Below are 11,939 nucleotides of genomic sequence, written 5' to 3' on the forward strand. Positions count from 1 at the left end.
GCCTTGGCCAGGGACTTCTGGCATCCGAATTTGAACTAACGAACTAACCGTACAGGCCACTAGTGCTTGCGACCTGCGAGCGACACTCGGGCTACACCCATCAAGCATCTGGCTGTTTCGGCTATCAGCAAGCGCGTGTCGGAATCGGAGGTGCGATCGATAGTGGGACTGATCGTTTCCTACACCAAGCTCATCTGCAAATGGGCTTTCCTCAATCTTGTTTTTTGGAGCACATGATGAGTGCTATCACTCCTACTGTTATCGCCGAACTTGCCCCGGGGGGCGTGCTGCGTGCGGCGATCAATTTTGGTAATCCGGTGCTGGCGCAGAAAGGCCAGGAGGGTGCCCCCCAAGGCGTATCCGTCGCCTTGGCCAAAGCCCTGGCGCAGGAGTTGGGCGTACCCCTGGAGATGCGGACCTTCGACGCCGCCGGCAAGGTGTTTGCCGCGCTGGAGGAGGGGGCATGGAGCATTGCGTTTCTGGCCATTGAACCTGTACGCGAAGAGCAGATCGCCTTCAGCGAGCCTTATGTGATCATCGAGGGCACTTACCTGGTAGCGGCTGACGCGCCTTATCGTGAAGTCGCTGATCTCGATCAGCCAGGCTTGCGGCTCGCCGTCGGCAAGGGCGCCGCCTATGACCTGTTCCTGACGCGTACCCTGAAAAGTGCCCGGTTGGAGCGGGCCGAGACATCGGCGGCAGCGGTGGACCTGTTCTTCGATAAAGGCCTGGACGCCGCGGCGGGTGTGCGTCAGCCGTTGGAAAAGGTGGCCGCGGCCGACTCCCGTTATCGGGTGCTGGAGGGCGCGTTCACCGCCATTCGCCAGGCGATGGCCGTGCCTCGTCAGCGTGAAGCAGGTGCGGCCTATGTGAGGGCTTTCGTTGAGCGCAAGAAGGCCGAAGGCTTCGTCCACAGGGCACTCACCGCGAGCGGTCAAGCGGATGTGACCGTGGCCTCGTAAAGAGGTGCGGCACTGATTGCAGAGATGCCGTTGAAGGTCCGCAGATGGGCGAATAGAGCACGTCATCAAGGGCTGCACTGGGGCGTTTGCTGTCTGTTCGACACACTGGAAACGCCCCGGGCGGACCTGCTTTTCACTTAGCCGGCATGCTGTAGCAGCTCAATCAGCCGGGCATGCAGTGCGGGATCTCCACAGGCCACGACGGTGCCGCCGTTTTGCGCGGTACTTCCATCCCAGGCCGTCATTCGGCCACCTGCGGCCTCTATGATCGGGATCAATGCCTGTACGTCATAGGGCTGCAGTGCGGCCTCGACGATCACATCGACGAAGCCGGAGGCCAGCATGCAGTAGGCGTAACAGTCACCGCCAAAACGGACCAGCTGCGCCTGGCTGGCCACCTGTTCAAAGGCGTTTTTTCGTTCGATTGTGTCGAACATATCGGGTGTCGTGCACATCAGCCGCGCGGATGTGAGCTGGGAGCAGGCGCGTGTTTTCAACGCTGTGCCATTGCGCCAGGCACCTTGTGCGCTGCCGATGTACCGCTCACCGGTGAACGGCTGATTCATCACCCCTAATACCGGGCGCTGGCCATCATTGAGTGCGATCAGCGTGCCCCACAGGGGCAGCCCGGTGACGAAGGCCCGTGTGCCGTCAATCGGGTCCAGGACCCAGGTCAGTTCGCTTTCTCCAGCGTAGACGCCTTCCTCTTCACCGAGGATTCCATGTGTGGGGTAGCGGTTGCGGATCAGTTCACGCATGGCCTGCTCGGCCGCCTTGTCGGCCACGGTGACGGGGTCGAACAACCGGCCACCTTTGTCCTGTACTTCGATTGCCGTGCGGAAGTAGGGCTCAATGGCCGCGGCAGCCGCTTGCGCCAGTTGCTCGGCGAAATTCAGGTACTCATCGAGCTGATCGGTAGTGAGTGGCATCGGGGCGCACCTATATCCAGGTTGATTGATGAAGACTGCTGAAATGGCTCATTTTAATAGGCCACTAGATCAATGGCTTCAGGCCAAAAACTATTAGAGCTGCCCCCCCGCATTTGCCCCCGATTGCACACAGTACTCTGTTCGCTCCCTCCGGCTCGGGCAAGACCGCCACGCTCAACAACTTGCTCAATCAGGTGTATCTATGTTGGATTTAAGCTTCAGTAAACCGAGTGAGATCGTCAAGCGACTCTGCGATCGCCTGCGCACGGAGCGGCTGGCTCTGCAGATGACGCAAGCCGATGTGGCCGGTCGCGCCGGTATCGGGACCAATACCGTGTCCAACCTCGAAGCTGGGCGCAATGTCGGGTTCGAGAATGTGGTCCGTGTGGCCATGGTCCTTGGACGCACCAAGGAGCTGAAAGGACTGTTCTTGCCAAAGCTGGACAGCCTTGAAGACATTCGCCGATACGAAAACAGTGTCAATCGTCATCGTACCAAGAGGAAGTCCGACAATGCTTGAGCAAGTTGACGTCTACTACGATGGTTGGGGTGAACGTTGGCTGTGGGGCACGCTTGTGTCTACGACCGCCATCACCGGTCGCCCACAGATTGTGTTTGAGTACAGCAATGAAGCGAAGAGTAGAGGCCTGGAGCTGTCGTCCTACACACTTCCATTGGAGGGGCCCCAGTTACGTCGAGGCTTTGCGCCCCACCAGTTGGGCCTGCCAGGGCCTGTCTATGACTCGTTGCCTGACGGTTGGGGCATGCTGCTGATGGACCGGTTGTTCAGGCGCCGCGGCCTCAACACAGCACGTATAGGACCTCTGGGGCGGCTTGCCTGTATTGGCAATAATGCCATGGGGGCTATGTCGTTCGAGCCCGTGGCGCCCGAGGGACAGGAGCCGCAAGCGCATATCCCCCTTGAGCAGCTTGGGGTTGAGGTTCAGGAAGTTCTCAATGGTGAAGGTGGGGAATTCCTGCAGACGTTGCTGCTGGTGGGGGGCGCGCCTCAAGGTGCCAGGCCAAAGGCGTTGGTCTATCGCGATCCTCAAACCGGAGCCTTTACCACCGCCGCCAAGCTGGGCTATGAAGCCTGGCTGATCAAGTTCCCGGCAAAAGAAGAACATCCCGAGGTGTGTGCTATCGAAATGGTCTATGCCGAGTGCTTGCGCATGTGCGGCATCCAGACCCCGGACACGCAGCACTTCAGTCTGCCCAACGGGCTGGCAGCCTTCGCGAGTAAACGCTTTGATCGTATAGACGGTCAGCGCGTGCCCATGCAAAGCCTTGCAGCCTTTACCGGGGCCGACTACAAGTCACCGGGGTCCTTGGACTATGTCAACTTCTTGCGTGCGACACAGATGTGCACCAACGATGTGCGAGAGAAAGCTATCGCCTTCGAGCGTGCCATCTTCAATGTCGCGTTCAACAACCGAGACGACCACCCCAAAAACTTCGCCTACGTCATGTCGCCGTCCGGTGCATGGCAGCTGGCGCCGGCCTACGACGTGACTTTCTGCGAGGGACCGGGCGGTTATCACCAGATGGACGTGATGGGCGAGGCCTTGGAGATTGACCGAGACGCGATGCTCAGACTTGCAGACGAAGCAGAGGTCTCAGTGGAGACTGCTGGCGGCATCATTGACAGGATTTGCCGCGTCGCTAGCCAGTTTGCGACCATCGCCGAGAACATGTACCCACGCGCGATCACCCAGGACACCCTGGATACCATTCAAGGCCGAATCGACGAGAACATCGACCTGCTGCGCTAACGCCACTGCTCGCCTACAACTTCAAACGGGTGTTGAACCTGCTGGGCGGTGACGCCCTGATGGCGGCGATGAAGGTCTGAAGTGCAGTTGATGGCCCTCTGTATTCATCGCAGGGCATGGCGGAAATCTCAGCCTGGAAAACAGCCTCCACCTGACCGGTAAGCCAGGCGTGCGCGTACCTCACTCGGAGGGCAGGAAATCGGCCCTCCATCTGGATTACCAGCACCGGCGACCTCAGAATTCCAAAGTGGTGGCGGGGATTAGTTTGGATGCGGCGGATGAAACAGTGGGCACTACGTCAATCACGCGGGTGTGGTAGGCAGTGAGGCTTTCACGATGGCCGATGCTGACCAGCGTGATATTGGTGGCCGCCAGCGCTTCGTACAACCGTCGCTCGGCATCGTCGTCCAGGCCCGATGTGGCTTCATCGAGGAACAGCAACGGTGGCCGAATCAATAATGCGCGGGCCATGGCCAGACGCTGTTGTTCGCCGGGGCTCAGGCGCCGGCTCCAGTCATCGGTGCCGTGCAACGGCAGATGCTGCAACTCTGCCAGTTTGAGTACTTCTTCCAGGCGCGTTTCATCAATATCGATTGCGCTGGCCTCGCCCTGTTGATGCAAGAGTTCATACAGGGAACCACTGGGTAGATAAGGCCGCTGCGGCAGAATGAGCAGGCCATCGCGGTCCAGTTCGGCGCGACCCTGGTGCCGTGGCCACAATCCCGCCAGTGAGCGCAGCAGGGTGGTCTTGCCCACGCCGGAAGGGCCACGCAGCAGCAGCCGTTCGCCGGGTGCCAGTGTCAGCGTCAGCGTTTCGAACAGCGGTAAACCGTGCTCATTCAACGGTGCAAAGTCATGCAACCGCAGGCCGGCTGTACGACGGGTAACGGGGTCGACCGGGGCGGGCAGTGCGTCGAGTTCACGCCAGAAACTGCACAGGCGCGCCTTGGTCGCGCGCCATTCGGCGATTTGCGGGTAGCTGTGAATCAGAAACGACAGCGAGGCCTGTATTTCGCCAAAAGCCGAAGCGATCTGGGTCAGTTGCCCCAGTTGAATCTCCCGCGAGAAGAAGCGCGGTGACACCAGCAACAATGGCAAGGTAAAGGCGAATCGCTCATACGCCGCATTGATGCCCAGCAGGTGTTTTTTCGAGCGAACCAGCTTGCCGTAGTTGCTCAGCAGCAGTCCCAGTTGTCCCAATAACTGCTTGCTTTCCCAACCCTGACCACGGGAAAGGGCGACATTCTCGGCGTCTTCACGCAGACGCGTCAGGCCGAAACGAAAATCCGCCTCACGACGTTGTTGCAGGAAATTGAGCCCGATCAGCGGTCTGCCGATCCAGTGCGCGATGCCGCTGCCGATCACGGCGTAGATCAAGGCGAGCCACAACATATAGCCGGGGATGGCGACGGCATGTCCGGCGACTTCGAATTCCAGCGTGCCGGAAATGCGCCACATGATCATGCTGAACAGCACCACCAGAATGATCGCCTGAAGCAGGTTCAGGCCCAGGTCCAGGGTCTGCTCGACGAAGATCTTGCAGTCCTCGGCAATGCGCTGATCGGGGTTGTCGTAGGTCACGCTGTGAAAACGGCTGCGGTAGTAGCGCTGGTTGTCGAGCCACTTGGCGAGAAAGGCCTGGGTGAGTTTTTCTCGCCAGTTGATCAGCAGTCGTTGTTGAACCTGGAATTTGGCCATGGTGCAGGCAATGAAGGCGACGTCGAGCACCAGCAACTCCACGACGTGATAACCGAACGCGGCGGCATCCAGGCTTTGCAACGAGTTGTAAAAGCCCAGGCTCCACTCGTTCCAGCGCACCTGGATCGCAATGATCCCGGCCACCGCCAGCATGGCCATGGCGAGGGTCAGCCAGGCGCGACGACGGCCTTCAGCCGACCAGTAAGGCGCGGCCAGCAACTTCATATCATGGATGAACATCAGAGCGTCCTGCCTGGCAAACTCGGGGGATGACCCGCCGTGTTGAGTCTTCGGAATTCAAAAAACGTGGTAGGTTAACAGTTCTCAAACTCAGTTACGAAGCCTCATGACGTCTCTTCAAGCCACCGCCCGAATGCTCGACGAAACCCTGCTCGATCAGTTGTTTCGTTTCGAGGGTGCCTTTCTGCGCAGCACCTGCCGACTGAGCAGCCATATCGAAGGCCGTGGGTTGATTGAGTTTCGCGAGCCGCAAACCTGCACCGAGTTGTTGGGTCTTTACGCTCACTACTATCCCGCCGCGCCCCGGGCCGCGTTGGTGTCGCAATGGTCGATGGACTTGATCTGCGTAACACTGGCGTTGCCGCTGGCCGCCGCTGCGCAGCATCTGCGCTGTGTCGTGCGTGATCCTCATGTGGTGCTGGAAAACGGCATGCCCGTGGCTCAGGTGTTTGTTGCCGGTCAACTGCTGCCATTGAACGACCCGTTGGGCTTCGCGCAACAACTGCTGACTGACGACATGGCGCCTCTCGTGCAGGCACTGGCCAGCGCCGGGCGGGTAGCCCAGCGCCTGCTGTGGAACAACGTGGCGGCCGCCATCGATGTCGCGCTCGATTACTTCCAGATGCCGCACGCGCCGCAATGGCGTGATCATCTGTTCCGGGAGCGGCACTGGGCCGATGGCACGCGCAATCCGCTGTACGGCTTCCTGCAACTGGCCCCCGGCCCGAGCGGCGTCCCGTTGCTGATGCGCAAGGTGTGCTGCTTGCACCACCAACTCGGTGATGCGCGCCCGTACTGCGACAACTGTCCGCTGGTGCCGGGCGCTGGCATCACAGCGCCTCATCAGGCATAAGCCGCGTGGGCTTCGACCTGGGTCAGACGGCCGTTCTCGACTTTCAGTACCCGGTCGGCCTGTTGGAAATAAGCGTCGTCGTGGGTTATCACGATCACGGTTTTGCCCCGGGCCTTTAGTTCCGGCAACAGCTCCATATAAAACACGCGCTTGAAGGTCGGATCCTGGTCGGCGGCCCATTCATCGAACAGATAAAACGGCTTGTCGTCCAGATAGGCCGATACCAGCGCCAGTCGCTTGCGTTGACCCGTGGACAGCTCCACGGTAGAAAAGCGGTCGTCGACGATGCTGACTTTATGCCCCAGCCCCAGGGCTTTCACATAGCGGGTAGCCTCGGCGGTGCGGTGTTCGGCGTCCGGGCCGTCGTCGCCCAGCAGATGTTCGAATAGATGGAAGTCGGCGAACACGGCGGCAAAGTGCTGACGGTATTGCTCGCGGTTGTCGTCGTCCACTTCCACGCCGTTCAGCATTACACAGCCGGTTTCCGGTGCATAAAGCCCAAGCATCAGCATTGACAGCGTGGTCTTGCCACTGCCGTTGCCACCCACCACAAACACCAGTTCGCCCTGTTCAAGCGCCAGGTCCACCGGCCCGAGCATGAAGGGATGATCCTCGTGTTCGCCGGGATAGCGGTGGCATACACCGTTGAGCAACAGGCGCATCGGACCTTCACTGGCGAATACATTACCGACCGGCGCGGCCACCTGGGCTTCGGTGCTCAACTCGGCATCCAGTTGGCGAATGCGGTTCAGTGCGATACTGGCCTGACGCAACGAGGGCAGGGCGATCATCAGGTCGGATATCGGCCGCACCAGATACAGCAACGTCACGGTGAAACTGGTCAGCACGGTGATCGGTTGCGGCAGCCAGAACGGCACGACAAACAGCAGCACGCCAAGGTTGAGGTAGAACAGCAGCGTGCCGAGGTTGGCCACCACCGAATACCCGGCCATGCCGCGCAGGAACCGCACGCGAAACTCATCGGCGCCCGGACGGATGACCCGCTCGACGAAGGCTTCGCCACGGGCGTTGTTCAGCTGCAATTCCTTGCTGCCTTCGATCAGGCTGCGAAAGTGCTGGTAGAGCACATCCTTTTGTTGCCGCACCCGTTCCAGATGGCTCAGCGGCCCGCGTTCGGCCAAGTGAAACGCCACCAGACCGACCAGCAAAAACAACGCCAGAATCGCCAGCAACGACCACGACAGCCAGGCCAGATAGGCAAAGCACGCCAGGGTCACCACAGCGTTGACGAACAGCAGCGGCACCCACTCGAACGCCGCCGTAAAGGTGTGCACATCTTCGGTGAGGATCACCAGCAAACGGTGTTTGCCCATGCCTTGCAGGCGTTTGAGCGGGGTGGCGAGTAGCTTGCGCGACAAGTCGATGCGCATCTGGAAAATCGCGCTTTGGGTCAGGTGCAGCAGCGACAACTCCGAGCAAAGTTTGCTCACCAGCATGCCGGCACACAGCCCGAAAAAACCCAGGGCCAGTTCCGGCAATTGCTGCGGGTTGGCCAGCCCGCGGTTGATCAGGATCACCAGCCCCGCACTGGCCAGACCGCCCAGTGCGCCGGTGATCGAGGCCAGTGCCAGCAGGCGTGCCGATTGGCGGTAGAGATAAAGAATCAGGTTCATGCGACGGTTTCCGTCGAGGCCACGGCCAGCGACTTGTTGAGTTGTTCATGGAAGGCGGATTGCCCGAGGATCGTGTCGTGATCGGCGGCGACCTGATGATGACAGGTTCGTTGGCTGATCGCGTCCCACTGCGCCGGCAGGGTCGGGCGCTCGACGAGGGTCTGTTCGGCCCACCACAGGTGCAGGGTGGCACGCACGGTGGGCACTGAATAGCCGTTGACCCAACGGCGCGCGTCGGCCATCACCTTCAAGGTTTTCTCGACGTACGCCAGCGGTGCATTGAGGCTCAGGCTGTTGGCGCTCGACCATTGCAGCAGAGCGAAACGCAATTGATCCACGCGACCCAGCTCAGCTGTGGCTGTGCGCAGTTCCGTCAAACGTTCCGGGGCGAGTGTGGTCAGTCGTTGGCGACTGTCGCTGCTCAGCTCTTGTTGCACGATGGTGTATAGCGCATCCCACGCCAGCGATTCGTCCTCGGCGTGGAAGGTGCTATCGAACAGTCCCAACCACTCAACCGTTTGCCCTTGCGCCTCCAGTTGCCGGGTCAGCTCCAGCGCGAGCAATCCGCCCATGGACCAACCGCCCAGGCGATACGGACCTTGCGCCTGAATCTGCTGGATCTGCGGCACGTATTCACTGGCCAATGTGACGAGGTCTTGGCTGCGCAACGACTCGGGCAGCGCAATGCCATACACCGGCCTGTCCTTCGGCAATCCGGCGACCATCGGCACATAGTGATGAACACCGCCCTCAGGTTGGTGCAGGCAAAATAGCGCTGGCTGTCCTGCTTCGCCGGCCTGCAAGGTAATGACCGTCGTATGGTCGTCGGGCTGGGTAATCTGTCCGGCAAGCCCGATCAACGTCGGGTGCTGGAAGATCACGTTGACCGGCACTTCAATGCCGAGCGTGGCGCGCAACCTGGCGGTCATGCGCACCACCAGCAACGAATGGCCGCCGAGGGCGAAAAAATCGTCGTGGCGACCGATCACTTCGGCTTCCAGCAGCTCTTGCCACACCGCCGCGAGCACCTGTTCGACATGTCCTTCGGGCGCTGCGTAAGCCGCGAGGCTGCGGTTTGGCGCACGGGCCAGCAAGGCACGATGGTCGACCTTGCCATTGGCGGTGCGCGGCAGTTGCGCCAGCCACTGAATGTCGGCGGGAATCATGTGCGCCGGCAACAGCGCCGCCAGGGATTCGCGCACGGCACTGGCCTGAAGTTGAGTGGTCGATTCGATGAAAGCACGCAAGCTCGGCTCGGCCTGGGTGGTGTCCAGCAACACCACCGCCAGTTTGGCGCTGCTAACGTTGCACAGCGCGGTTTCGACTTCGCCCAGCTCGATACGGTAACCGCGCAGTTTGATCTGCGAGTCGGTGCGCCCGAGGAACCGCAGTTGTCCGTCCAGATCCTGCCAGGCGAAATCGCCGCTGCGATACAGACGCTGACCGTCGAGGGATGGATGACTGGCCCGGATGAATTTCTCGGCGGTCATCTGCGGCAGGCCCAGATAACCTTCGGACAAGCCGGGTCCGGCAATGTGGATTTCACCCTTGATCCCTCGGGTCACAGGGGCGCCGTCGCTGTCGAGCAAGTACACCCGAGTGTGGGCAATGGCGCGGCCGATGGGCACAGTCGCCGCGTCTTGATCGGGCTGGCAGAGCGCGACGGTACTCCACACCGACGCCTCCGTCGGACCGTATTCGTTGTACAGCTGTGCACCGGGTTGGCGGCGATAGTGGCTGTCGACCAGCGCTGGCGGGCAGCTTTCTCCGGCGACGATCGTAGTGTTCAGCGGACTCGGGGCATCGCCCAATTCGTCCAGTAACAACGCGTACAACGAAGGCAGGGCCAGCAGGTGCGACACGCCGTGGCTGCGGATCAATCGGGCCAGTTGTAGCGGGTCTTTCTGTTCGGTTTCGCTGGCCAGGTGCAGGCAACCGCCCTGGGCCAGGCTCCAGAACAGCCCGGCGATGGAGCTGTCGAAGGCGAACGACGACAGCAGCAGGAAGCGTTCCACCGGATGCGGATACCCCGCCAGTCGCGCCGCCAAAGAGTGTAGGGCGTTGGCATGGCTGATGATCACGCCCTTGGGTTGGCCGGTGCTGCCAGAGGTATATATAAGGTAGGCCGGTTGATCCCGTGAGACTGTCGGCTCGTCCCGTAACGGCACTGTCGGCATCGCTTGATCAATCGCCAGTGCGCTCGGTTGCCAGTCTGCCGGCAAGTCTTGTATACGGGAGTGGTGGGTCAGCACCAGGCGTGCCTGGCTGTCGCGCAGAATATGCTCGATACGCTCGGCGGGATACGCCGGATCGATCGGCACATAACAGGCACCGGCGCGCAGAATCGCCACCAGCGCCACCACCGCACCGATGTCGCGCGGCAGGAAGTGTGCGATCCGCGCTCCGGGTTCCAGGCCTTGGGCGAGCAGTTGCTGGGTGAGGGCGCTGACGCGCTGATCCAGCTCGGCGTAGCTCAAGGTGCCGCTCGGCCCGGTGACTGCCGGGCGTTGGGCGTTAGTGGCCGAACCCTGAGCGAAGCAGGCGGCCAGGTTGGGCAGGGCGAAGGTGGCGGCATAAAGTTGTTCTTGCGCCGGGCTGAGGGGTGGCGAAGTGGCCAGTGCGCCGGTCACGCGTTGTTGCTCGGCGGCGCTGCAGGTTGCCAGTCGGCTCAGGCTGGCGGACGGCTCACGCAGGCTGTGCTCGATCACGCTCAGCAGTTGCCCGGCAAGAATATCGACATGGGCTGGCGTGTAGAACGCGGCATCAAAATGCAGCGATAAAGCATTGGATGAACGCGGCTGATACTGCAAAAGCAGCGCACAACCGGCGCTGACGCTGTCGGCCTGTTCGATCTGCCAACCGGCATCATTCAGGGCGCTGTGCGGCACGACCGCGAGTTCGCGAAAACCCACGCCGGACAGCGACGGTACATTGCTCAAGTGGCTCGGGTAGCTGTCCCGGGCATCATTGAGCAGGCCGACGCGCTCGGTCAGTTGCTGGCACGACGCGGCAAACGATAGCTCGGGTGCGGTGTCGATTGTCAGCGGCAACGGTTCGGAAAAAAGGCCGAGGGCATCGCCCAACACTTCCGGGCGCGCCTGGTTCTCATAGGCCAGCGTCAGGCGCTCGGCTTCGCTATAGCGCTGCCACAAGGTTAACCAAGCGGCGAGCACGACCGTCCCTGGACTGACGCCGAGACTGGTCGCCTGCTGATCGAGGCGTTGCAGACTCGAGTCGTCGAGACTCAGTTGCAAACGGCCAGGGTTGATCAGCCCGGTGGGCGCCGAGTTTTGGCGCTGCCAAGGCAACGGCACGTCTGCGACCACCGCGTTGAACTGCTCATCCCAGAACTGCCGGCCCTGATCGTCCACCGACTCCAGACGCCAGGCAGCATAGTCGGCGTATTGCAGCGGTGGCTCTTGAGGCGCTGCTTGCAAATAGCCCCGCGCCCATTCTTCGCTGAGGTAGCCCAGGCTGGTGCTGTCCAGATGCAAGGCCGGCAGGTGCAAGGTGGCTGACTGGGTGTCCACGTTCAGTTCGATGCCCAGCGCCTGCCAATCATCAATCGAATCGTCGATCACCTGCATTGGCAACGACAGGCCCGGCAGTTGTTGATAACGGGTACGCAGAATTTCGTGGCGCTGCATCAACGCCAGCAAACTGGTTTTCAGCCGTGAGCTGTCCAGTGGTTGTTCGCTGCGAATGCGCAGCGTGGCCCGCTGCGCTGACGGAGCCAGACGAGTTTGTTGCAGGCGCCACAGGTGCGCCTGTTGCGGCGACAGTTCGAAGCCTTCGAATGGCGTGTCTTCGTGAGTCTGAGTCATGCTGAGACCTGTACAAAAAAGTGGGAC

General features: G+C 61.0%; 8 protein-coding genes. 4 read left to right on the forward strand and 4 right to left on the reverse strand.

Annotation, left to right across the window (positions count from 1 at the left end):
• Window positions 1-236: 236 nt before the first annotated feature.
• Window positions 237-962 carry a transporter substrate-binding domain-containing protein gene (locus tag AC07O1_RS24955; protein ID WP_495090496.1) on the forward strand — a complete coding sequence of 242 codons (726 nt, stop codon included), beginning with the start codon at window positions 237-239 and terminating at the stop codon, window positions 960-962.
• 137 nt (window positions 963-1,099) lie between these two features.
• Here the strand turns inward: AC07O1_RS24955 and hisN are convergent, their stop codons facing one another.
• Window positions 1,100-1,891 (reverse strand): histidinol-phosphatase, encoded by a 792-nt coding sequence (hisN, locus tag AC07O1_RS24960; RefSeq protein WP_495090497.1) that lies wholly within the window; start codon window positions 1,889-1,891, stop codon window positions 1,100-1,102.
• 202 nt (window positions 1,892-2,093) lie between these two features.
• On the opposite strand from hisN, the gene AC07O1_RS24965 reads away from it, so the two are divergent.
• Together AC07O1_RS24965 and AC07O1_RS24970 are read left to right on the forward strand one after the other, a co-directional pair.
• Window positions 2,094-2,411, forward strand: coding sequence for a helix-turn-helix domain-containing protein (locus AC07O1_RS24965; protein ID WP_495090498.1), 318 nt, complete (start codon window positions 2,094-2,096; stop codon window positions 2,409-2,411).
• Entirely contained in the window at window positions 2,404-3,663 is a 1,260-nt protein-coding gene (locus tag AC07O1_RS24970; RefSeq protein ID WP_495090499.1) for a type II toxin-antitoxin system HipA family toxin, read from the forward strand. The genes AC07O1_RS24965 and AC07O1_RS24970 overlap by 8 nt, the downstream gene beginning before the upstream one ends.
• Before the next feature lie 234 nt (window positions 3,664-3,897).
• Here the strand turns inward: AC07O1_RS24970 and AC07O1_RS24975 are convergent, their stop codons facing one another.
• The gene (locus tag AC07O1_RS24975; RefSeq protein ID WP_495090500.1) at window positions 3,898-5,601 is read right to left on the reverse strand and encodes an ABC transporter ATP-binding protein/permease; all 1,704 of its coding nucleotides are present in this window, start codon (window positions 5,599-5,601) and stop codon (window positions 3,898-3,900) included.
• A 106-nt stretch (window positions 5,602-5,707) separates the two neighbouring features.
• Here AC07O1_RS24975 and fhuF point away from each other — a divergent pair, with 106 nt between their 5' ends.
• Window positions 5,708-6,454, forward strand: coding sequence for a siderophore-iron reductase FhuF (fhuF, locus tag AC07O1_RS24980; protein ID WP_495090501.1), 747 nt, complete (start codon window positions 5,708-5,710; stop codon window positions 6,452-6,454).
• On the opposite strand, the gene AC07O1_RS24985 is transcribed toward fhuF, so the two are convergent.
• Complete coding sequence (locus tag AC07O1_RS24985) at window positions 6,445-8,088, reverse strand: cyclic peptide export ABC transporter (RefSeq protein ID WP_494994863.1); 1,644 nt, start codon at window positions 8,086-8,088, stop codon at window positions 6,445-6,447. The two genes, fhuF and AC07O1_RS24985, sit on opposite strands and share 10 nt — an antisense overlap.
• Window positions 8,085-11,912 carry a non-ribosomal peptide synthetase gene (locus AC07O1_RS24990; RefSeq protein ID WP_495090502.1) on the reverse strand — a complete coding sequence of 1,276 codons (3,828 nt, stop codon included), beginning with the start codon at window positions 11,910-11,912 and terminating at the stop codon, window positions 8,085-8,087. The genes AC07O1_RS24985 and AC07O1_RS24990 overlap by 4 nt, the downstream gene beginning before the upstream one ends.
• Between the last annotated feature and the right edge of the window lie 27 nt (window positions 11,913-11,939).

Source organism: Pseudomonas sp. GW821-FHT07G10, assembly GCF_059418545.1.